Here is a 23,767-nt window from a genome sequence, read left to right as displayed (position 1 = left end):
GGCTGTAGCAGCTTAACGGCCGCTATAGCCCAAACGGCGCGAGATCTGTGCCGCTGCCGTCATCAAGGTTTTACCGGCCTGAACCAGCCGGGCTTCCTCCAGACGTTCCGCAGGCCCGGAAATACCCAAAGCCGCCACCACCATTCCACGACTATCGTAAATAGGCGCAGCCGCCCCCACGACCTGCTCACGCCATTCGCCACGGTTAATGGCATAGCCCTGATCACGCACCTGCTCCAGCTCTCGGCGCAAATCACCAAACTTGACCAAACTGCGAGGCGTATAAGGCTTGAGGCGGTTCTTGACCAGATTCAAGGTATCTTCACTGGCCCAGGCCAGCATGGCCTTGCCGGTAGCCACACATTGCGCAGGCGAGCGACCACCCACCGTGGTGTAGGCGCGCACGGGCTGCGGGCTGTCTATCTTTTCGATATACAGCACCTCGACCCCGTCCAGCAGCGACAAATGCACCGTTTCCTGGGTTTGCTCGGCCAGCTCTTTCATGAAAGACAAGGCTTCCACCCGCACATCCAGACGGTTGGCCAGGCCCGAGCCCAGCTCCCAGAGCTTCATGGTCAGCTCGTAGCGACCCGTATCTTCATTCTTGCGTGCAAAGCCCTGGTGAACCAGGGCCTGCAACAGGCGATGCACATTGCTTTTATTGAGCATCAATTGATTGGCCAGTTCGGTGACACCCGAACCGCGTTCGTGCTTGGCCAGGGCTTCCAGGAGCACCAGGCCCTTAACAAAAGTCTTGTCCAATCGAATATCCCATCAGTCACTAAAAGTGCATGAATTGTCTCATGGAACAGAACCACGCCATAGCCAGACAAGCCCGTATAGCAAAGCAGCAAGCGGCTTTCGCAACAGTTCCATCCGCTGTTCAAGCAGAAAGGCTTCAAGACTTGAACCTTAAACAACAAGCCTGCTACCCACCAAGGCCAAACACCGGCCAGCAGCACAGAGGTTTTTCCGCTTTCCAGCCCAGGCCAAATGCGTGTACAAAGAGCCTTGCCTTCTCTTTCTACTGCCCGGAGCCACATCCCGATGGACACCACTTCCCCGCCTCTTGCCCTTGCGGCCATCGTGCACGCAGGCAAAGGCAGTGCCGACGCCTTGCTACTGGAATTCGTGCAGGAATTGCGCGCGAAGAACTATCGCGTCTGTGGTCTGGTGCAAGGTCCGGAAATTCAGAAGGAAGACCATAGCCTGCGCACGGTGCAGGATCTGGACAAGGGCACGCTGTATCCCATTACCCAGAACCTGGGGGCGGAATCCACCGCCTGTTGCCTGGACATTGGTGCCTTGCTGGAAGCCAGCGAAGTGCTGCGGCAGGCGCTGGAAAGCCCGGCTGATCTGGTGATTGTGAATCGCTTTGGAATCATGGAAGCGGACGGCCAGGGCTTTAATAACGAGATCCTGGCCTTGATCGACCAGGGCTACGCGGTGCTGACTGTTGTGGCCCACACCTACCTGCCTGCATGGCGTGAATTTACAGGTGGCCTGGCAGTGGAACTGGAGCCGGAGCGTCAGGCACTGTGGGACTGGTTCGAGAACAGCCGTTAGGCCGCCTGAAGGCCTTCAACGGGGCTAGCGTGATCCAATTTACGGAGCTGCCAGAATCAATCCGGCAGTTCCCTATCAAATTGTCATGGCTAACAGATAGCCCTTCAAAACCCCGGCTAACCCCGCCTAGAACGCCCAGTTCAGCGACACATTCCCGGAAATATCTGCCCGGCTATTGCCCAGCAAACGGGTCCCTGCGGACACACCCAAACGCAAACGCTCGGAGCTTTGCAGCGTCAAGCCCGCCCGCAATGCCAGCGCATGACTATCGACACGAGCATAGCGACCATCAAAACCTGTCTGTGGTGAAGCCTCAAACTGTGCATATTGTGTCTGCTTGCGGCCCAGCAAAGCCTGCTCCCAGGAAGCGGAGACCCCGGTCTGTAAACGACGGCCCTGCTTCAACTCCCAAACCTGACTGACAGCCAGACCCAGCGACGCTTGCAAGGAATGGGCACGGGTCGAATCCAGCTGCAAGCGGCTACCCGCATCCCCCTCTTCACGTAAACCGGGGCGACTGTAACGCAGATAGTCCAAAGCCAGAACTGGACCTATGCTGCCTGCCTCACCCAAGGGCCAGCTATAGGCAGTCTGAAGACCCGCTGCAAAGGTATGGCCAGTCCAGTCAGATTTGGGATTGGCCTGATAGTCAGAAAACGCAATTCGTCGGTTCAGCTTGCCCTGCTCCAAGCCCATACGAACTTGGGCCAGACCTTGCCAGCCCTCACAAGCATCAGCACGGTACAAGGCATGCACACCGGCACCCAACCCCGTCAGCGTGCTCTTGGCCTGATAAGGGGCATCTATATTCAAGCTTTGCTCATTGGCGGTTGCATGGGCACCCAAGCTCCAATCGCTGCCTGCAGCGCGATGTTCCGCACCGAACACGACACCATAAGTCTGGCTGCGGTGGTCTACATCATTGCTGCTTAACTGCCAGTGATAACGGCCACCAAAAGGCTGGATGAAAGTCTGCCAGCCATCCTTGCCCAGGCCAGGGCGCTGACGCAGTTGCTCGGACACCAACTGCTCGCGACGCAAGCTGGCCGCCAATTGAGCCCCATAAGCACCAGCACTTAACTGATTGAGTGCGTCACCAATCTCGCTGCCATCCACTGCGGAGAAGTCCAAAGCCTGGTAGACAGAGGCCAAGGGACGCTGATTGTCAGTGGAAGCCTGCTCCAGACTGCGGCCCACGGCACCCGCATTCGGATTGCCTGCGTAGGGCGAATAAGCCGCTGCCTGACGGCTGACCGACCAGCCAGCGTTATTCACGTGCACGCTCAGGCTGGGCGAATTCAGGCTGGCAGTCAGCAGATCAAAACCACCCTGGGTCTGTGTGGCCTGAAAGACCGTGTTCTGACTCAAGGACCAGCCATCGGCATACCAGTCAGGCTGCAATTGCAGCTTCAATTCACCAGCCAGTTGAGCCAGACCTTGCACTTCAATCCGGTCATTCTGACGCGTGTCGGCTTCGATCAATACCCGGCCTTCAGGAGCCTGAACGAAATCGCCTTGAATCGTCATCTGACCAAAGGAGTTACCCGGGCTCAAGGTGCCGTGGTTACTGAAATTGCCTTCCGGGTTGATGGCGTAACTGCTATTGCCGCTTAAGGTAGCACCCGCATCCACACGCAGGCCGAGCAACTGATGCTGGCCACTGAGCGAGCTTTCGCCCCCTGCAATTACCACGGCCAAGTTGTCCGCGCCCTGAATATTGCCGTCATAACGCAGGCGGAAATCAGGATCGGCCTCTAGCGTGGCACGCCCTTGCTCATCTGCTTTCTGCCCAAAATTCACATGGGTGACAAACAGCTCGCCGTTGTTTTGACGAGTGGAATAGTCAGACAGGATATCGCCCTGAATCCGGGCACCTTGCATGATGTTGATATTCTCAACCTGTGCATTGCTGGAAATCTGGATAGCGGCTTTCTTGCCCGACAAGAGACCGGCTAAATGGTAGTCCTTGATGAGTGCGCCCTGCAAAATCTCGGGCACATAGCCAAGCGGCTTGTTCTCCAACGGCGAGAACCATTGCCATGAACCATGATAACCATCCTGATTGCCCCTGGCGTTATTGCCAAAATCAAACAATGCCGCCACCCCGTCCTCACCCTGCGCACGCACTTCGCCCTGCTGCACGATCGTGTGATTACGACCATAGCTGAACTGCAGACCACGCCCAACCCAGCCCTGGGCATGGATACGTGTGGAGGCCGGAATAATCAGTGTGTTTTCACTACCGTCCACCCGCACGCCTATACCGCCAGGGCCGGCGCCAAGCAAATCCGCCGCTTGGGTAATCGTATTGCGCTGGCCATAAATGTGCAGGCCCAGGCCCTGAGTCGCGGTGTTGTACTGCCCCGGCAGATACGCCGTACCCTCGGCATTACGGGCAAAGAAACCATTCTGATTGAACAGAGTTACGTCATCCCCGTAAACCGAATAACCATAGAAATTACGCCGGTCGATCTGCAAGCCCAGATCCTGCATCACCGCGATTTCAGCTTCCATGAAGTTGGTGTAATTGCGGTAACGTTGATGGCTCATCAAGCTGTTGCGCAACTCGCTGTGACTCATGTAATCCGTGTCTATACCGGCAGCAGGATTGTCATGAAAAGTCAGAATGCTGACCGGGACGCCGGGCATGGCATCACCCAACACTTCCTGCACATGCTGGCCGGTAAAGTAGCCCTGATCCTTGCGCAGATCGAAGGCCTGCGCATCATAGGGATGACTGCAAGGCGTACACAGAATGTTCTGCTCAGGGCGGGCCGGATTGCCATTGTCATCCCGCAAACCCGCCGCCCACCGATTCAGGAAAGGAGCAAACTGCGGTGTACCTGTGCCAGGCCCATTCCTGTCGGCAACCACATTCCCCAAACCCAGGGCATGCGCCAACTCGTGAAAAATGACCCCGTTATAGTCCGCCTGACCCGTCAAGGGTAATTGGCTGGGATTGACCGGGGCCGTATCAAAGGGCATCAGCCCGATATTGATAATCCCATGGGGGCTGTCGTAATCCTCTGGCGACAAGGCGTTGAACAGAGCGGCCTGCAGCATGGAAACCGCCACCGGATCACCCGCCATCAACCAGGGATCGCTGCTGGCAGAGGCACCGGGCGCCGCGAAGGTGCCCAGATGGACAACGCCGGGACGGTAATTCGGCGGCAGAATCAGGATTTCAGCCCAGCGCTCCAGCGCCGCACGAATCTTGCGGCGGCCATTTTCGTCCACATCAAAAGCAGACGGCCCAATATTGCCATAGGGACCATCCTGAGGGCCAAAGACCCGCAGTTCAAAGGCCGCTTCCCCTTTCTTGTTATAGATAATCTCAGTCTGATAGGCGTGGGCGCTGGCCGAAGCCGTCAGCAAGACACCAGCACTGAACAGGGTTTTCAAAATCGCGGACATGAGCTTGGGCTCCAGGCGTGGGCAATACACAAGACGTCCCGTGTAGTAAACGCCCCAGGGACAACCTCCGAGCAAGCACATTAATGCAAATAAAGCCTGGAAACCGTTTAATTCGTGCCACCCAAAACCCTTGTCGCCACATAGCAACAAGGACGCGGCCAGGCCGCGTGCTCCTGACTACCTGCTCAAGGCGTCACGATGTTGAACCACAAGTCAGGCTCCTCAAACAGACCTGCAAATTCCTGGAACTTGCGGCCTGCCCCTTGCAGCTTGGCGCGATCCGTTTTCATGGCCGTTTTCCAGTCCAGCATCTTGCCTTGAATCAGTTTGAAATCCGCCAGGCTGACTGACATGGTGGCCTGAGCCGGCAAACCGGGGCGCGTACTGTAATTGAGCACCGAATTGCCAATGCTGAGGGTGTAGGTCGTATCTATATCCACAAAGTGGAAAGCAACCGTCAGCTCCTTATCTTTGACCTTTTCATCGTCCAGACGCACAGCCATCAAGTCAAACATCATCTCTGGCGTCAGTGCGGCCAGCATATCGGCGTTATTGTTCGGCGGCACAGGCAGGTCCGGCGCACCATTGCGCAGTTCCAAAGCTCCTTGCAGGTAGATGGAACGCCACGGCCCGGATTCGGCCTGATAACCCAGCTGCTCATAGCTATTAGCCAGCAACTGGCGTGCTTCCGTATCTTTGGCATCGACGAAGACCAGATGCTTCACCACCATAGCAACCCAACGGTATTCGCCCCGATCGAAGTCTTCCTGGGCTTTTTGCAGCAGACGATCACGCCCTATATATTCCACATACTTTGCCCCCGCTGCCGTGGGTGGCAAGACATCCAGACTGGACGGATTGCCATCGTACCAGCCCATGTAGTACTGATACACCGCCCGCGCATTGTGCTTGAGCGAACCGTAATACCCGCGCGTCGCCCAGTCTTTTTGCAAGGACTCGGGCAGCTCGATCAGCTCGGCAATTTCTTCGCCGGTGTAGCCCTTGTTCATCAGGTTCACACTGCGATCGTGGATGTACTTGTACAGATCACGCTGCTTGATCAGGTAGTCATGGACCTGCTCCTTGCCCCACACAGGCCAGTGGTGCGCCTGAAACTTCACTTCCGTGTCATCTCCAAACAGATCAATTGTTTCATTGATGTAGTTGGCCCATTCCCTGGCATCTCGCACCTGCGTACCGCGCAAGGACAGAATATTGTGCATGGTGTTGGTGGTGTTCTCGGCCATCCACATGGCTTTGAACTGCGGCAGGTAGGTATTCATTTCTACCGGAGCCTCGGTGCCCGGCGTCAGTTGCATGACCATTTCAACGCCATCCACCACCAGTTTTTCACCCGACTTGGACACCGAACGCGTAGGCGCAATCAGGGAGACGGAACCCAGCGGATTAGTCATGCCCAGCCCCGAGCCCACGCTGTGCTCCGGACCGCGCGGCAAGAAGGCCCCGTACATATAAGTCGCACGGCGCTTCATGGCATTGCCGGCAATCACCCCTTCGCTGATGGCATGCTCCACAAAACCTTCTGGCGCAATGATCTGTACCTGCCCTGAATCCACCGCGGCCTGATCCACCAGTCCCTTGGCTCCGGCGTAATGGTCTATGTGGGAATGGCTGTAAATAATCGCCTTGATGGGGGCGGCCTGCACATGCTTTTGCAGCAAGGCATACGCAGCGGCGGCCGTTTCGGTAGAGGTGCCCACATCAAACACAATCCAGCCGCTTGTGCCGCGTACAAAAGTGATGTTGGACAAGTCATAGCCGCGCACCTGATAAATATTGTCCGTCACTTTGTACACGCCATCGAGCAGGTTCAACTGCGACATACGCCACAAGCCCGGATGCACCGTGCTGGGCGCAGCGCTATCGGGCTTGATGAAGGCCTTGTAGGAATCCAGATCCCACACCACGTTGCCGTTCACGCCTTTGATCTGCAGGCTGGGCTCGCGATAAATCAAACCGCGCTGAGCATTCTTGAAATCCTGGGTGTCATCAAACGGGAGCGTTTTCATCCACTGAGCGTGGCGCTCCTGCGTTGCCTGCGTGGCAGGTGCGGCCTGTGCCTGACCCAAACCCGCGCTGACTACTGCCGCCAGCATGACTGTTCTTATCGTTGCATGTGCCATGACACGCTCCTCCTGATGGGCTTTTTCAACAAGCGTCTCATTCTGGGAGCAAAGCAGACCCGATAGTCCAATCTGCGGATTTGCCACAGTGGCCCGCTTTAAATGCTTTTTCAACGCCGCTTTTCTACCTTCGGTTTTTCGAGGAGGTATGCATATGCAAAAGACAATATTTGGCCTGTTGGCCACCAGCCTGATCAGCACGGGTGCCCTGGCCCAGTCCCAGAACGACGCCAATAACCCGCTGAGCCCCCGGCCCATGGTCAGCCTGCACGACTACTACGTGCCCGAGCTGTACAAGCTCGACAATGCCTGGGCAAACCAGACGGTGCTGCGTGCCGTCCTGCCCAACAAAACCTTTGGTCTGCCGCAGCTATGGCGTTTGAATGTACCGATTGTGGCCTTGCACCATGATCGTCTGGGCAGCAAATCCGGCTTGGGCGACATCACCTTCATGGATGTGTTCATGAAAAGCGCAGGCAGTTTTTCCTATGGCATCGGCCCTTTGCTGGTGATGCCTACGGCATCGAACGATTTACTCGGACAAGGGAAATGGCAGATTGGCAGTGCAGCGGCCTTGGTTGCCAGCCGGGATTGGGGTCTGGCAGGCGGGCTGCTGACCTTTCAACAATCCTTTGCCGGGGACTCTGACCGCGAGAAGGTCAAAATGGCCACCTTCCAGCCCGCCCTGTTCTATAACCTGCCCAACGGTTTTTACCTGCGCTCCAGCGGGGTGTGGACCTTTGACCTGAAAAACCATACCCACCACATCCCCGTGGGTCTGGGCCTGGGCAAGGTGTTCAAGCCTGGCAAGAGCGTGATCAACGCCTTTATCGAACCGCAATACTCCGTGGACAAGAAAGGCGCGGGAGCACCGGAATGGCAAATTTTTGCGGGTATCAACTTCCAGTTCTAACCGGGCTGGCGCTGGATCCACACACTGCGCGCCGCCAGATCGGGCAGGCGCTCGCGCCGATGTCGGATCCAGCCTTCATAGGCGTACAAGCCGCTGCGCAAGACTTCTTGCTGGGCCTGCGCCCAGCAAACCTGCGCCTGCTGTCTATCCGCACGGACCCAGGCCAGATCCCCCCGCAAGCAGTCAAGTTCCGGCAGATACAGGGTAGAAGCCCGCTCCTGCGCGATCTGCCCAACTTGATCCAAAGCCTGGCTGGCACGTTCGATTTCACCTTGGGCCAAATGGCAGCGGGCCACAATGCACAGAAAAGCATCCGTCGCCAAAGGCATGCTGCGTGCAAACTCGGGCAACAGCCCCAGCAGGCGCTCCAGCTCCGAGCCTGTTTCTTCACCTCGCACCAAACGGCAATACAGCACATAGGTTTCAGCCACGGCACACCACACACTGCCAGGCAAGACAGGTTGCAACATGCCCAGCAAAGCCTGACTGCGGCCAGCCAGCATGTCCAGATTGCCTTGCAGATACAGGATGCGCAGCATCTGGATTTCTGCAATCACCGCCGAAATTCGAGACTGACTTTGACTGGCCAGAAACTGGGCATGGCGAGCATTGGCAATGCCCTGCTCAAAGCGCCCTTGCAGCACTTGGGCCAGCCCCAACAGGCTGTACACCAAAGCCGGACAATGATGCCCAAGAGCCGCATCCATGGCCGGAACGGGTTGCTCGTACGCCAGGGCACGCAGCGCCTCATCCAAGGCCAGCTCGGCCTGTTGCACACGACCTTTCCAGAACAGATATTGGGCCTCGGCATACAAACCCCAGCCATACCAGGCGCTTTGTCCCTGACGTCGCGACTGTTCCTGCAATTGCTTGGCATGGGCCAGACTTTCCGGCAATTTGCCAGCACCATGCAGCATCACCCATTGGCCCCACAGCACGGGCAAATCATCCTCACCGCCCTCACTACGTCCAGCAGCCTGCTCGTAAGCTTGCGACACGGGCATGGCGGCAGGTCCGCCACGACTGATTTCCAGCGCCCCCAAGGTGACGTAGCTGTCGCGCTCGTACTGACGGCGCAACTGCACATCACTCATGTATTGCAGGCTGCTCAGGACCTGCGACAACTGTTCTGCCGCTTGCAGGTTGTCACCACTGCGCAGCGATGTATCAATGGCTTTACGCCACCAGATGGCTGCTTGCTCGCTTTGCGCCTGCGCCAGACAAGCGGCAATTTCTTCTTCAGCCTGCTGCATTTGAATCAGGCTATGGGCAAGCTTGCCGTACAAAGCCCTACTTTCTTCCTTGGCAATCAAACGTCGCAAGGCGGAACGCATCACTGGAGCGCAAGAAGTCTGGCCCTGGCTGTCTTGCTGCAACAAGCCTTTGTCCAACAGGCTGATCCAGGATTGCTCTACAACGCCTACAGGCAAATTGCAGGCCTGGGCCAAACCCGCAGGCGTGGCACGCTCCCACAACACAGCCATCAAAAGCACGCAACGGCTGTCCGCATCCAGTTGCTCCAGACTCAGCAGCAAGCGGTCTGCCAGACGTGGCAAGTAATCCAGCGGCATGCCAAAACGCTGCAAATGCAGCATGTCCTTGATCAACATGGGATTGCTCAAACGCTGGCTACGAATCTGTGTACTGGCGTCCGAGGACAGGCGCTTGCCACGTGCATAAAAGCTCATCGCCTTACCCACATCCGCCTCGGACAAACTACGCAAAGCCATACTTTGAGCAAAGTCCAAAACCAACTGAGCCTGACGCGACAAGATCAATAACAGGACCCCAGCAGACTGCTTTTGCACTGCAGCCCATATCGCCGCCAAGCTGTTTTGATAACCGGCATCCAGTACATCAACATGGTCCAGAATCACCAGCACAGGCTGGTTCTGACTGGTAAAGGCCTGCACCGCCGCCAATAGCAAACGGCACGGATCAGGTACCACTTGGGTATCTTCCGTATTCAGACAGTGAACATCTTGCAGCACTTGATCCCAATGAGAATCAGACAGGCCAAACCAGGCCTGCAGGCACTGACTTAACGCAAGAGGCAAGTCCTGGGTTCCGTTCCCTTCCCCTAGACTAGCCTGCATCATCTCGCGCACGCCTTCCAACACATCCTGACGCGAGAAATCAATCAGCAAGGGCTGCCCGCCATCGCGAACAACGTAGCTGCGAAAGGCTTCGGCCAAACGAGATTTGCCCGAACCCAGATCACCATGAATTCTGAAGGCGGCTTTGTGGGACTGACGACTGCACTGCTGCCATTGCGCCACCAGTTGCTCGAACTCGGGTTGACAGCCATAAAGAGGATCGTTCATCCACCTCCCCTCTCCCAAGCTGAAATACCCCCCCTCCGGGCCTCGATGCTGATTGATCTGCCAATCCGCCATACGAGCAACGGCCTGCGCGCTCAGCAGAATCTCGCCATGCCTGGCCTTCCACACCAAAGGCATGACCAACTGCCCAAACAGGCTATGTGTATTGACCTGCTGTTCGTCCACCAAGGCCAGGCTCACATGCACTACCTGACCGATACTGATCCCCGGCGGCGTTCGCAAAGCACGAATCACGCAAGCCAGTTCAACCGCCCGATTCACCGGCTCGGACTGCGCATGTGGCCAGCCAAAATGAGCCAACAAGGTGGACCCGCTGGACTGACTTAACCAAGCCCCGTGCTGACGCAAAATATCCAGCAATTGCTCGTGCCAGGACTCCAGATACGCCACGGCTTGATCCGGCACCAGATCGCCATCCAGATGCGCCTCGGAGTCCTTCGCTGGCAGCCAGGACAGGGCCAAGGCCAGCGTGGCAACCGTACGATGAGCCTGGGCGGACTTGGGGGGTGTCTTGCTTGTTGCCACCGGCCATTGAGCTTGGGCCAGGCGGCGGGTTTCAGGATCGGGACGTACTCCCAGGTACTGACGCAAAGCCTGCTCGCAATGAGCATAGGCTTGCAAGGCGGCCTGCCTGTCCCCTCTTTGCATCAAGACATTGATCAAGAGGCGGTGATAGACCTCCTGCTCGGGAGCTTGCTGCACCCACTCCTGCGCCAATGCAAGCGCCTGATCCAGTTGACGAGCCTGCAAGAGCTGCTCGAAAAGGCGGGCACGCAAGCTAAGCAATTCCAAAGCAAGGCGATCTTCCCAGCTTTGTCGCCAGGAAATAAAAACTTCAGTATCGGGGGATTGAATCGCGTCCAGAAAAGGACCGACATACAGGCTCAAGCGCTGTGAAAGACGAGCATCCTGCGCGGCATCGGCCTGCAGAAATTCCAGCACATCCATTTGCACGCTTTCAGGCTTGAACGCCATTGCACCTTCGGCATTGGCGACCAGACAAGCGGCCTGCTCGCCCAGGGCCTTGCGCAACACATGCAGCGCGTGGCGCAAGCGCGATAGTGCCTTGTCTCGTGTCAGATCTGGCCAAAGCATTTGTGCCAGCCGCTCGCGCTGCAGCGCCTTGCCTTGCGCCAGGCACAGCACCGCAGCCAGCAGTTTGACCTTGTCATAGCTAAGCAATGCAGTGCGATCCACCTGATCGACAATAAAGCGAAATGGGCCCAGCAAACCTAGCACGATCATTAAACGATGCTCCGAGCACAGGGCCATTTCGGCCAAGCGTCACTCGTGTCAAATTGACAGCAAATCCGACACTACGTCTTAAAAAAGCTGTAATTAGCTGCCGATTGTACTCAAAGCCCTTCAATCTTCAATCAAAGAGTATTAATTGTGTCCAGAAATTTCCCGGGGTTCCGGATTTTGTAGAAGCCTTGGCATTGCGCAAGCAAACATAAACGACTACGTAGACGTATTTGTGAGTTTTAGGCTACTGTGCAAACGTAGGCCATGACAGTCAGTGATGTGTTTCGTCCATTTTCTGCGCGTAGACTCACAGTTTCAAGGCCCGTCAGTTCTGTTTGATTTACTCCCAGGGAGGACGAAGACCATGCTTGGCATGATGATGAATACCCCACTGCTAGTATCATCCATACTGCGTCACGCAGCGAACTATCACGCAGACCGAGAGGTCGTCTCGCAAACCGTTGAAGGCCACATTCACCGGTACACCTATACCGATCTGTCCAAGCGCAGCCAGCAACTGGCCAATGCGCTGAAAAAAATGGGTCTGCAACATGGCGACCGCGTCGGAACCCTGGCCTGGAACGGCTATCGTCACCTGGAGCTGTATTACGGCGTATCGGGCTCGGGCCTGGTGTGCCACACCATCAACCCGCGTCTGTTTCAGGATCAAATTGGCTACATCATTGAACACGCAGACGACAGCGTGCTGTTTGCCGACCTGAACTTCATGCCGATTCTGGAGTCCTTGGCCGATCAGCTGTCCAAGCTGAAAGCCGTGGTCATCATGACGGACGAAGCGCACATGCCCAAGTCGAACCTGCTGCCCAACCTGCAGTGCTATGAAACCCTGATTGCGTCTGAATCCGATCATTTCGACTGGCCGGTGTTTGATGAGAACACGGCCTCCGGCCTGTGCTACACCTCCGGCACCACGGGCAACCCCAAAGGCGTGCTCTACAGCCATCGCTCCACGATCTTGCATGCCTTTGCCTTGAGCATGCCCGATGCCCTGTGTCTGTCTGCTTCTGACACCATTACCCCCATCGTGCCCATGTTCCACGTCAATGCCTGGGGCCTGCCCTATGCGGCCTTGATGGTGGGCGCCAAACTGGTCTTGCCCGGCCCGAAACTGGACGGCGCCAGCCTGCATACCCTGTTTGAAAACGAAGGGGTCACCATGACAGCCGGTGTGCCTACCGTCTGGCTAGGCCTGCTCGACTGGATGCAAGCCAATGGCAAAACCTTCAGCAGCCTGCAACGCCTGGTGATTGGCGGCTCGTCTGCGCCTCCGGTCATGATTACCCGCTTCCAGAAGCTGGGTGTCAAGGTACGCCACGCCTGGGGCATGACGGAAACCAGCCCGGTCGGTCTGGCGGCTGCCCTGCTGCCCAAGCACGAGTCCTTGCCGGAGAACGAGAAACTCAAGCTGCTGGCCAAGCAAGGTCGTCCGCTCTTCGGGGTCGAGTTCCGGGTAGATGGCGACGATGGTCAACCCATTGCCCGCGACGGCAAGATGTTTGGTGCCATGATGGTGCGCGGTCCCTGGATTGCGGCTTCTTACTTCAATAGCAATGACACCTCTGCCCATACAGAAGATGGCTGGTTCAATACGGGCGACGTGGTGACCATTGATCAGGATGGCTTTATCCAGATCGTGGACCGAACCAAGGATGTGGTGAAATCCGGTGGCGAATGGATCAGCTCCATCGAGCTGGAAAACATTGCCCAGGCTCACCCGGCGATCAAGGAAGCGGCTGTCGTAGCCAAGCCCGACGAGCGCTGGGGCGAACGTCCGGTTCTGGTGGTACAGCTACAGGACGACGCCACCTTCACCAAGCAGGACATGATTGATCTGTTTACAGAACAAGTCTCCAAATGGAGTATTCCTGACGAACTGATCGTGGTCGATGAACTGCCCCACACAGCAACCGGCAAGCTCTTGAAAACCGCGATTCGCAAGCTGATTCAGGAGGATCTGGACAAGCTGGCTGCGCAGAACAAGGCCGGTTAACCAAGCTGCATCCAGCCAGATGCCTGACAGCAGAATCAAGAAGCCAGGCTCGGCTTTCTTGACGCGCAATCGCAAACAGCCCCCCGACAGTTATCCAACTGTCGGGGGGCTGTTTTTTGCCTTTGCCATTGGCTTTGAAAGGGCCAGAATCAAGTCCAGTATCTATGGCTGATCGCCCATATCAACAGCATGCCTCCTTCAAGGATGCACGGGCGTAGGAATATCCCAGATATTGAGATCCGCATTCTCGCGCTCCCAGGCCCGCACAGAGAACTTGGCACGATTGAACAGACCCAGATAGTTTTCATAGCGAATCTTGTTGCCTATGGCCACTGGCAACTCGTCCAGAAACTCCCTCATCTTGGACAAGTCCGCATGGTACTGAACCGGTTCCATCAAACCGCCTGGTGTCACTGACGTGGGAGGGGCCGACTCAAAGCGATTACGCGTAAAAATCACCACATCTGAACCCCACAGAATCCGGTTCTGGTATTCATTGAAGAAATTCAGCCAATCCTGGCGACTGGGCATGCCCGGCTCGGGATTCAACATATAGTCCTGCACCAGATCCCAGGAAATATCGGTAGACCAGCTGGGGCAGGCATCCAGCACTTCTTTCACGCGCGTAATGTGGTCGCTGGTGGGTTTCACAAAACGCCCCAGGCCCGTATGCGCCCACACCACCTTGGCTTTGGGCGCATGTCCGCACACGTGCTTCAAGCCGTCCACATAGTCCTGATCGGGATAGGAATGCTCCAGCTCACCCTGGTAATTGACCTCTACCCGGTACATATCATTGTGCAAGATCGCGACCAAACCAATCTCTTCAATGGTCTTGAACAAATACTCCAGCGACTCGGAATACAGCGATACCTTGCTGCCATCGCCCGCATCAGGCGGTAGCGGCACAGAGGGGGCCTTGGTTTGTTCTACCGTTTCACCAGCCAGCTTGCTGGACACCAGCTCCTTGTGAATGGTGAACTCTCCCACCCCGGCAAACACGCCTGGAAAACTGAGCACCGCACGCTTGATATGTTGCGAGGCATATACGTCCATGGGATTGAAGGCCGTAATCATGACATCCAGCTTTTCCTGATACTGGGGCGGCAAGCGTTCGTACTCGCGCGCAAACATGGCATCCACAAAAGAGTAGTAATACAAGTCTGCTTTGGGGCCTATGTAGTAGTTCGGGCCATACATCTGATCGCCAGACTGTGCCTGGTACTGTTCAAACCCATCCCAGCGTTGCTGCAAAGGAATCGGCATGATGGTGGAGCGCACAATTTGCTGGCGATTGGCGCTCATATAGCGCTCTGCATATTCCTTTAAGGAAATACCTTGCATGGCGTAATTGGAAGCGTGGAAATGCACGTCTGCATACAGCTGGCTGGTATCCAGCCGGGGCTCCGGGCTTTGAGCCATAACACTGCTCTGAAGCGCTGCGAATAAAGCCAGGCCAGACGCAGCCAGCGCTTTTGCGTTTATATGATGGCAAGTCATTCTTGTCTCCCTCTCTACAAGTAGTGTGCGAAACCTGAAACGGCAACGTAACAACCATACCCAGAGCGCCGTCAATAAATGACAGAAGATAACAGATATTCTTTTAAAGAATTTAATTCATATTTTTTTCCATACTTTTATATTTTTATTATTAATAGCCATACAAATATAATTCAAAATCAAATTAAAAATAAAATACTCAATTAAATTCTGAATTTAATTCAAACCAATTTATTAATCACTTCAATAATCAGGCAGTACAAATCGCCTGTGCACAGCACCTGCTCCCGCATGGCCGCCCTAAGACACCGAGTTGGCAAATAGCAGCGAAGCGCCCAAGCTGAACAAGGCCACGCCTATCACCCTGTCCAGCAATCTTTGCCGGGCCAGCATGGCTGCCCGCAAGCGCTTGTTTGAGAACACCAGCGCCACAATGCTGAACCAGACCCAATGGGCAAAAGACATGAAAAATCCATAAGCGAAATTCAGCCAGAACGATGCATCCGGCTGCACCAGCTGTGTAAAGGTGGCCACCACAAACAACATGGTTTTGGGATTCAAGGCATTGGTCAAAAACCCCATGCCAAAAGCTTGCCAGGCGCTGGGCATATTTCCCGCCTCACCGTCCGTATTCAAAACAGTGCGATTACAGAAAGACTGATAGCCCAGGTACATCAAGTACGCTGCCCCCACCACTTTCATCACCAGAAACAAGGTGGGAGACTGAGTAATCAGAATTGCAACGCCCAGCACCGTGTAGACCACGTGCACCTGCACCCCGGCAGCAATACCCAGAGCCGAAATCAGGCCAATCTTGCGGCCAAAGGAATAGCCATTACGAGTGACCATGGCAAAGTCGGGGCCTGGGCTGATCACGGCCAGAATAGTGATAGTGGCAACGGCCAACAGTTCATGCATTTTTAACAAGCCTAAGTTTGATGAAATCGGTGTGACAAGCTAGGTCAAAGGCAGCCAAACCGCAGAGCCAGTCCTACACTCTAGGAATGAGATCGTTCCTTCGCGGACGATCTACCAGTCTGCAAAGACCGCTCCAGTCAGAATGTGAAAACCCTTCCTGGTGAGCTATGTATTCATCCAATTTATATAGTTTTTGCTATTCTCAACGGGATCAATCCAGATTTTCAAAACCCAAGAAAAACCCTCCAAAACTTCTATCGTTTTCTTGTTTGAATATTTGCTCTCAGGATTTCATTATTGATAATCCTGTGCTAATTTAAAAACGATAATTCCTGCGCTATTTCTGTGAGTTTTCATCGACCATGCAAATCCCCAATCTCACGGCCTTCCGCTACTTCGACACGGCCGCCAAGGCAGGCAGCTTTGTGCAGGCAGCCCAGCTGCTGCATGTCACTCACGGCGCGGTCAGTCGCCAGATTCGGGCGCTGGAGGAATCTTTGGGGGTAGAACTGTTTGAACGGCGCAATCGAGCTGTATTTCTGACACAGGCAGGCCGCCAGCTTTTGCATGTGACCGCGCCCATGTTCGAGCGCTTGGAAGACGTGGTGTATCAGTTGCAGCAGACACAGCGTGAACATGCGCTGGTCGTTTCCTGCGAGCCCACCATTGCGATGAAATGGTTGATACCCCGACTGGGGGATTTCCACACTCTGCATCCCAATATCACCGTGCATCTGATTACAGCCGGAGGGCCAGTGAACTTTGCTCAAATGGGAGTGGATCTGGCCATACGCCGTGACGACTTTCATTGGGCAGACTCGGTCTGCGGCCTGAAATTGTGCGAAGAAATGATAGGGCCGGTCTGCCAGCCTCACTATCCCCACACCCAGGACACGGCCAAACAGGTGCTGATACAAAGCAGCTCCCGTCCGCAAGCTTGGGCCACCTGGGCGCGACTTAGCGGCCAAGTCATACGCTCTGCCAACAAGCTGGAACTAGAGCATTTTTATTTATGTATCCAGGCCGCCTTGTCCGGACAGGGCATGAGTATTGTGTCGCGCCTGATGGTGCAAGATGAACTGCAAAGCGGGCAGCTCATTGCCCCGCAAGGATTCATTGCGGACGGCTCGGCGTACTACCTGCTCTCTCCCCAGGCTTTGGATCAAAACCCGCGTGCGGAAGTATTTGCCGACTGGTTAAGTGAGCAGCTTGAGCCCTCAAAGATGAACCCATGCCAATAAGCCTGGCTACTACTGTCCCAAGCCAAAATACTTGGTCTTGAAGGCCTCCACCTTGCCTTCATCCACGGCCCCTAGCACAGCCAAAGTTACTTCTCGGGATAGCTCACTTTGCAGTGGCAAGGCAAACCCATACTTGTCACGCTCGAACAGTCGCCCCACTACCTTCACCGGCAAGCCAGGGTTGGAATACACGTAGTACTCCAGTACCGGAGCGTCGGCAATCACGGCCACAACATCGCCATTGTCCAAAGCTGCCGTGGCTTTGTCCAAACTGGCATAACTGCGCATGGCAAGTCCCTGCTTGCGGGCATAGTCCTCTTCTACGGTCCCGATCAGCACGCCTACTGGTCGCCCCTTCAAATCGTCCACACTATTGATCTGGTTTGAGATAGCCAGCGTTGTCATCACGCTGGTGACAGAGGACGTTACAAAGGCCAAGATGCCCACCCCACACACCAGCCACAAGCCCTGCCAGATACGTCCTAACCAGCCAAAAAGATTCTTTCTGGCCGGGGCACGCCCCGAAGTCACAACAGACATCACGGTATAGAAACTCTCTGCCACGCCATCGCGCCAGCGAGCAGGGAAGGATTGGTCAAACCGCCGGTCAAACAAGGTCAAAACAACAGTGGCAAACAAAATGACAAAAGCGATCCATGCATACGCCGTAATAAAACCGGCCTGCGCCAAACCCTTGAGAACACTTTGAAAACCAGTTCCTTGATCGGAACTGACCATCAGGCGCATACCACCATCAAACCAGGGCTGGGTGAAATCCACCTTCAACGCGCGTTGCTGCGTGATAGTCAGATTAGTCATGGCAACATCAAGAGAACCCGACTCTGTGGCACTGAGCAAATCCCGAAACGTGCCGTATTCCTTATATTCAAATACCCACTGCTTTTCTGCTGCCAAATCTTCCCATAAGTCGATAGCCAATCCGGTGAAAGCACCATCACTTTTCATTACGAATGGTGGCGAGACCAATACGCCGACCGTCAATGGCGGCTCTTTGCCATAGCCTGTTTGGGGAAGCGCCGCCAACAACATCAACAGAGCAACAAGGCCAAAAAGACGTGCTTGAGCAATGCGGCGGCCAAACTGATGGTGGCTCAGAAATGGGATTTTCATAGGCAATCTTGGGGGGTGTAGTCCGAGATTCCACTTGCCAGGCGGGCTGAGAATAACAAGGACGGGCGAATATTGTCTTAGAGGATAGCAAATTGGCATCGGCCCTGTTCCCGGTTCCAGAAGGATCTGCTGTCGCAAACCACGAGTTTCACAATGCCTGACAAATCAATAAAACGTCACACGCGAATCTTGTCATTCAAAGCTCTCTATGGGAAACATCAAACTATTCAATAATTCTTGAATTATTGTATTATTACTCTATGGAAGAATCTCAAGTTATCCGCTCCCTGGCCGCTTTGGCCCACGAAGCCCGCCTACGGGTTTTCCGCGCACTCGTTGTTGCCGGGCCCACCGGACTGACACCCGGCTCTCTGGCTGAGCAGCTAGGCATTGCCCCCAACGCCCTGTCCTTTCATTTAAAGGAGCTTAGCAACGCCGGGCTGATCCACGCCGAGCGGCAAGGTCGCAATCTGCTCTACAGCGCCACCTTTCCCGCCATGAACAATCTGCTTACTTATCTGACCGAGAATTGCTGCCAGGGTCAAACCTGCCTCCCAACGCAAGACCTGTGCCAGAACTGCTAGAGCGCCGGACACTTGATATCCACGTCCTGCAAAAACCACTCGGAACTTAACTGCCTTGCTGGCTATCCCCCTGATCAGAGCACTCCGTCATGCTTCTTGCTGTACTCATTTTCATCGCTACCTTAACCCTGGTGATCTGGCAGCCCAAAGGTTTGGGCATTGGTTGGAGTGCCTCTTTAGGCGCAGTTGCTGCCTTGCTGTCTGGCGTCGTGCAATGGACTGACCTGGCCCTGGTCTGGAATATCGTCTGGAACGCCACCGCCACATTTGTCGCCATTATCATCATCAGCCTGATATTGGATGAGGCAGGTTTTTTTGAATGGGCCGCCCTGCATGTCGCCCGTTGGGGAGCCGGTAACGGGCGCAAGCTCTTTGCCTTTATCGTGATTCTGGGCGCAGCAGTCTCTGCCCTGTTTGCCAATGACGGGGCCGCACTGATTCTGACGCCGATTGTCATGGCCATGTTGCTGGCCTTGGGTTTTTCACCAGCAGCAACTCTGGCTTTTGTCATGGCAGCCGGTTTTATTGCGGACACAGCCAGCTTGCCGCTGGTCGTCTCCAATTTGGTGAACATCGTCTCTGCCGACTACTTCAAACTGGGCTTCACGGACTACGCCGCCATCATGGCACCCGTCAACATCGTGTCTGTACTGGCCAGCCTGGTCGTTCTGATGCTGTACTTCCGTCGCGACATTCCCGCCCACTATCGCCTTGAACAATTAAGAACGCCTGCTGAGGCTATCAAGGACAGGGCCAGTTTCAAGGCTGGCTGGATGGTGCTGGCGTTATTGCTGACAGGCTTTTTTGCACTGGAACCCCTGGGTGTCCCCGTCAGTGCGGTTGCCGCAGCAGGCGCCATCATTTTGCTGGCGGTTGCCGCCCGTGGCACAGTCATCAGTACGCGAAAAGTGCTGCGTGGCGCCCCCTGGCAAATCGTCGTGTTCTCGCTGGGCATGTATCTGGTGGTTTACGGCCTGCGCAATGCCGGGCTAACCGATTACCTGGGTTTACTGCTGGATCAGTTCGCCCAAGCTGGCGTGTGGGCAGCGGCCATGGGTACCGGCGTCCTGTCTGCGTTGCTGTCCTCGGTGATGAACAATATGCCCACGGTCCTTGTCACCGCCCTGTCCATTGACGCTTCCAGCGCCGAGGGCATCGTCAAGGAAGCCATGATTTACGCCAACGTCATTGGCAGCGATCTGGGCCCGAAATTCACACCTATAGGCAGTTTGGCCACCTTGCTGTGGCTGCATGTCCTGGCCCAGAAAGGCACAAAAATCAGCTGGGGCTACTACTTCAAAGTAGGAGCCATCCTGACCACACCCGTCTTGCTGATCACCCTGGCAGCCTTGGCGCTGCGACTGGGTATCGCCCACTAAACCCTGATATCAAGATCGCGCCATGACAGACATCATCATCTATCACAACCCCGCCTGCGGCACTTCGCGCAACACCTTGGGCCTGATCCGCAATAGCGGACAAGAACCCACCATCATCGAGTATCTGCAAACACCGCCGGACCGCAGCACGCTGACTAAGTTGATCGCAAACTGTGGCCTGAGCGTGCGTGAAGTCTTGCGACAAAAAGGTACGCCCTATGAAGAACTCGGGCTCGGCGACCCGAAATGGAGCGATGAACAGCTGATTGATTTCATGTTGCAGCACCCGATTCTGATCAACCGCCCTATTGTTGTCACCCCATTGGGAGCGCGCTTGTGTCGTCCCTCGGAACAGGTGCTGGAGATACTTCCCCAAGCACAACAAGGTGCCTTCCGGAAAGAAGACGGCCAAGCCGTTATTGATGAAAAAGGACAAAGAATTGAGCAAGCCTGATTTACCCAATCTGGACGAGCACGCATTTAACACTCCAGATATGGCAGAACTGCTGCCTCAAGCACGCGCCACACACCCACCTCGAATTCTGCTTTTATATGGTTCCCTGAGAGAACGCTCCTACAGCCGCTTTCTGACGCAAGAAGCTGCACGGCTGCTGGAAGCAATGGGTGCAGAAACCAGAATTTTCGACCCGCAAGGCCTGCCCTTGCCCGATGGTGCAACAGAGGACCACCCGAAAGTGCAGGAGTTGCGCCAACTCATGCAGTGGGCCGAAGGCATGGTCTGGACATCGCCCGAGCGCCACGGTGCCATGAGCAGCGTTCTGAAAGCACAAATTGACTGGATACCGTTAAGCATCGGTGCTGTACGCCCAACACAAGGCAAAACACTGGCCGTGATGCAAGTGTCAGGCGGCTCGCAATCCTTTAACGCCTTGAACCAGATGCGGGTTCTGGGCCGCTGGATGCGCCTGATCACTATCCCCAACCAGTCTTCGGTTGCCAAAGCCTTTCTGGAATTTGACGAAGAAGGCCGCATGAAACCTTCGTCCTACTACGAGCGCGTGGTGGATGTGATGGAGGAACTGATGAAGTTCACCTTGCTGACGCGTGACTGTGCGCAGTATCTGGTGGATCGATATAGCGAGCGCAAGGAGACGGCGCAGGAGCTGTCTGCACGGGTACAACAGCGCAGCATCTAGCGCGCCAATCAGAACGGAAAACGCCTCGCTGCGCTTTTCAAAAACACACAGTCGCTATACAAACAAGGTAGGGGCTTGCCCCTGCTTTACCTCATACCCCGCAGCAACATCAGTTTCCCTTCATCTTTCCCTGCCAGGCTTTGCACATGCGTATTCTCTTAATCGAAGATGATCCTTCGCTGGGCAGTTCCTTGCAGTCCTGGCTGCATCTGGACGGCTACGCTGTGGACTGGTTGCAACGTGGCGATCAAGTTGCCACAGCCCTGGCCACTCATACCTATCAGTGCATCTTGCTGGATCGGGGCTTGCCCGGTGTGGATGGCGATGCGGTTTTACGCAGTCTGCGAGGAGCCAGCGGATCTCACGCACAAGTGCCCGTCATTGTGATCACTGCTCGCGATACCTTGGCTGACCGGGTACAGGGCCTGGATCTGGGCGCGGACGACTATCTGGTCAAACCATTTGATCTTGAAGAGCTGTCCGCGCGAGTACGTGCGGCCTTGCGCCGCAGTGCCGCCCAAGCCTCTCCCCAATGGCGTCACGGTCCCGTCGCCATTGACCCGACAGCCAAGCGCGTCACCTTGAACGACAAGCCTGTGGCCGTAACTGCACGCGAATTCGCTGTTCTGCAAGCCTTGATGCATCATCCCACCCATATTCTGAGTCGTGCCCAGCTTGAAGAAGCCCTTTATGGCTGGAGCGAAGAAGTGGAGAGCAACGCTATCGAAGTACACATCTACAATCTGCGCAAGAAATTGGGCAGTGACTTCATCGTCACCGTACGTAATCAAGGCTACGTTCTGGCACCCGCATGAAAAGCCTGCTCCAGAAACTAACGCGTATCCGCTCTACCGCCAAGTCCCCGGTGTCACGCCCGAAAGGCTGGTCCTTACGACGTCGTCTGCTGCTTACCGTCATGGGCACCAGTATTGGGCTGTGGCTGATCAGCCTGGCCATCGTAGTCGGGGTGGCCTGGCACGCAACCGGCGATGTGCTTGATGATGCCCTTGAAGAAGGGGCGCGTCTGGTACTGATGCTGGACCCGCAAGAGGCGCAGGCTTCTGCCAATACTACAGACACACGACTGAACCGTGACGCGGCTCTCAAGCTGCGCATGTATTACCAGCTCGTGGCCGCAGATGGCCGGGTACTGCTGCGCGGCGACGACACTCCCAAAACGGCTTTTATCCCCCAGGCGAAACGCAAGCAAATCACCACTGTCTGGGTTGATGACGAACTCTGGCGGGTTTACGTCCGCCCCGGAGCCGGAGGGGTCACAGCCCAGGTTGGCCAGCCTATGGAAGAACGCCTGGAACTGCTTGAAGACATGGCCGAGAACCTGGTTTGGCCCGCAGTGGGACTACTGGCGCTGCTGGGTCTATCCAGCTGGTTCCTGATCCGACGCCTGATGCGTCCTTTGGAGGACACGGCTAAACGCATCAATTCCAAATCGCCCGATGACCTCACTCCTGTAGAAGGCGGAAATCCCCCACGCGAGCTGCAACCCATGCTGGATGCATTGAATGCGCTCATGGCACGCTTGTCTTCAGCAGTGGAAAGTGAACGGCGCTTTACGTCCGATGCCGCACACGAACTGCGTACGCCCTTGGCCGGGCTGCGCATGCGCGTTCAACTAATTGAGCGCGAACTGCAACTGCCTGACGCCCATCTGCAGCAATTACGCGCAGACCTGGACCGTTGTACCGCCCTGGTAGAAAGCCTGCTCGCCCTGACGCGACTGGAGCCGCAGGCCGAACCCTTGAAGCGTGAAACCGTAGACCTGAATCAGGTCCTGGACAGTCTGATTCCATCCCTGCCTTCGACATCCATCAACATGGAAAGAGCCCTGGCCGTCACAAGCATACAGGCGGCGCCAGTGCTGTTAAATAGCGCTTTACGTAACCTGATTGGCAATGCCATTCGCTACGGCGGCGCAGGCGTCCGAGTACGGGTCGAAACAACACGCAGACACGATGGCGGTGTACGCCTTGCGGTCCGAGACAATGGGCCTGGCGTCCCCCCCGAACAACGGCCCAGACTGGGAGAACGCTTCTTTCGCGTATTGGGAACCGGCCAAACAGGCAACGGACTGGGTTTGTCCATCGTGGCCCGCATCGCGGCCTTGCACGAGGCCACGCTTTCCTTTGAAGAGGGGCTGGACGGCCAGGGTCTGAGTGTCGTGCTGGATTTCCCACCCAATTACGTATCTTAAGATTGCCTTC

At 55.7% G+C, this 23,767-nt stretch carries 17 protein-coding genes; 10 read left to right on the top strand and 7 right to left on the bottom strand.

Features of this window, described 5'->3' with window-relative positions; genetic code table 11:
* Window positions 1–12: 12 nt before the first annotated feature.
* Window positions 13–762 (bottom strand): IclR family transcriptional regulator, encoded by a 750-nt coding sequence (locus D0C27_RS07050; protein ID WP_035273436.1) that lies wholly within the window; start codon window positions 760–762, stop codon window positions 13–15.
* Window positions 763–1,047: 285 nt separating this feature from the next.
* Here D0C27_RS07050 and D0C27_RS07045 point away from each other — a divergent pair, with 285 nt between their 5' ends.
* Window positions 1,048–1,566, top strand: a complete 519-nt coding sequence (locus D0C27_RS07045) for a DUF2478 domain-containing protein (protein WP_137430676.1) — start codon at window positions 1,048–1,050, stop codon at window positions 1,564–1,566.
* Between the two features lie 126 nt (window positions 1,567–1,692).
* Here D0C27_RS07045 and D0C27_RS07040 read toward each other — a convergent pair whose 3' ends face one another.
* Complete coding sequence (locus tag D0C27_RS07040) at window positions 1,693–4,980, bottom strand: autotransporter outer membrane beta-barrel domain-containing protein (RefSeq protein WP_170978551.1); 3,288 nt, start codon at window positions 4,978–4,980, stop codon at window positions 1,693–1,695.
* Window positions 4,981–5,165: 185 nt separating this feature from the next.
* Window positions 5,166–7,124 (bottom strand): alkyl/aryl-sulfatase, encoded by a 1,959-nt coding sequence (locus D0C27_RS07035; protein WP_240688326.1) that lies wholly within the window; start codon window positions 7,122–7,124, stop codon window positions 5,166–5,168.
* A gap of 154 nt (window positions 7,125–7,278) precedes the next feature.
* Between D0C27_RS07035 and D0C27_RS07030 the strand changes: the two genes are divergently transcribed.
* Entirely contained in the window at window positions 7,279–8,037 is a 759-nt protein-coding gene (locus D0C27_RS07030) for a hypothetical protein (protein WP_137430675.1), read from the top strand.
* On the opposite strand, the gene D0C27_RS07025 is transcribed toward D0C27_RS07030, so the two are convergent.
* Window positions 8,034–11,624: a BTAD domain-containing putative transcriptional regulator gene (locus tag D0C27_RS07025; protein ID WP_170978550.1), complete on the bottom strand. Its 3,591-nt coding sequence runs from the start codon at window positions 11,622–11,624 to the stop codon at window positions 8,034–8,036. The genes D0C27_RS07030 and D0C27_RS07025 overlap by 4 nt on opposite strands.
* 364 nt (window positions 11,625–11,988) lie before the next feature.
* Here D0C27_RS07025 and D0C27_RS07020 point away from each other — a divergent pair, with 364 nt between their 5' ends.
* Window positions 11,989–13,635: a long-chain-fatty-acid--CoA ligase gene (locus D0C27_RS07020; RefSeq protein WP_035273528.1), complete on the top strand. Its 1,647-nt coding sequence runs from the start codon at window positions 11,989–11,991 to the stop codon at window positions 13,633–13,635.
* Window positions 13,636–13,833: 198 nt separating this feature from the next.
* Here D0C27_RS07020 and D0C27_RS07015 read toward each other — a convergent pair whose 3' ends face one another.
* Both D0C27_RS07015 and D0C27_RS07010 read right to left on the bottom strand, forming a co-directional pair.
* Window positions 13,834–15,057, bottom strand: a complete 1,224-nt coding sequence (locus tag D0C27_RS07015) for a hypothetical protein (protein WP_137430673.1) — start codon at window positions 15,055–15,057, stop codon at window positions 13,834–13,836.
* A 378-nt stretch (window positions 15,058–15,435) separates the two neighbouring features.
* Window positions 15,436–16,053, bottom strand: coding sequence for a LysE family translocator (locus D0C27_RS07010; RefSeq protein ID WP_083054595.1), 618 nt, complete (start codon window positions 16,051–16,053; stop codon window positions 15,436–15,438).
* Between the two features lie 362 nt (window positions 16,054–16,415).
* On the opposite strand from D0C27_RS07010, the gene D0C27_RS07005 reads away from it, so the two are divergent.
* Window positions 16,416–17,294: a LysR substrate-binding domain-containing protein gene (locus D0C27_RS07005; protein ID WP_137430672.1), complete on the top strand. Its 879-nt coding sequence runs from the start codon at window positions 16,416–16,418 to the stop codon at window positions 17,292–17,294.
* Between the two features lie 9 nt (window positions 17,295–17,303).
* Here D0C27_RS07005 and D0C27_RS07000 read toward each other — a convergent pair whose 3' ends face one another.
* Window positions 17,304–18,425, bottom strand: a complete 1,122-nt coding sequence (locus D0C27_RS07000; protein ID WP_081055444.1) for a transporter substrate-binding domain-containing protein — start codon at window positions 18,423–18,425, stop codon at window positions 17,304–17,306.
* A 260-nt stretch (window positions 18,426–18,685) separates the two neighbouring features.
* On the opposite strand from D0C27_RS07000, the gene D0C27_RS06995 reads away from it, so the two are divergent.
* The 6 genes from D0C27_RS06995 to D0C27_RS06970 all read left to right on the top strand — a co-directional run bounded on the left by D0C27_RS06995 (window position 18,686) and on the right by D0C27_RS06970 (window position 23,757).
* Complete coding sequence (locus D0C27_RS06995; RefSeq protein WP_009460707.1) at window positions 18,686–19,009, top strand: ArsR/SmtB family transcription factor; 324 nt, start codon at window positions 18,686–18,688, stop codon at window positions 19,007–19,009.
* Between the two features lie 89 nt (window positions 19,010–19,098).
* Window positions 19,099–20,388 carry an arsenic transporter gene (locus D0C27_RS06990; protein ID WP_137430671.1) on the top strand — a complete coding sequence of 430 codons (1,290 nt, stop codon included), beginning with the start codon at window positions 19,099–19,101 and terminating at the stop codon, window positions 20,386–20,388.
* A gap of 22 nt (window positions 20,389–20,410) precedes the next feature.
* Window positions 20,411–20,842, top strand: coding sequence for an arsenate reductase (glutaredoxin) (arsC, locus tag D0C27_RS06985; RefSeq protein WP_137430670.1), 432 nt, complete (start codon window positions 20,411–20,413; stop codon window positions 20,840–20,842).
* A complete protein-coding gene (arsH, locus tag D0C27_RS06980; RefSeq protein WP_115634576.1) occupies window positions 20,829–21,545 on the top strand; it encodes an arsenical resistance protein ArsH in 717 nt (238 codons plus the stop codon). The genes arsC and arsH overlap by 14 nt, the downstream gene beginning before the upstream one ends.
* Window positions 21,546–21,691: 146 nt before the next feature.
* On the top strand, window positions 21,692–22,360 hold the full coding sequence (locus D0C27_RS06975) for a response regulator transcription factor (RefSeq protein WP_009460700.1): 669 nt from the start codon (window positions 21,692–21,694) through the stop codon (window positions 22,358–22,360).
* On the top strand, window positions 22,357–23,757 hold the full coding sequence (locus tag D0C27_RS06970; RefSeq protein ID WP_137430669.1) for an ATP-binding protein: 1,401 nt from the start codon (window positions 22,357–22,359) through the stop codon (window positions 23,755–23,757). Before D0C27_RS06975 ends, D0C27_RS06970 begins: the two co-directional genes overlap by 4 nt.
* Window positions 23,758–23,767: the final 10 nt, after the last annotated feature.

The organism is Alcaligenes faecalis (assembly GCF_005311025.1).
Classification (GTDB): domain Bacteria; phylum Pseudomonadota; class Gammaproteobacteria; order Burkholderiales; family Burkholderiaceae_B; genus Alcaligenes; species Alcaligenes phenolicus.
Note: the sequence above shows the minus strand (reverse complement) of the source record. Positions and strands in the feature narration are given on the sequence as shown.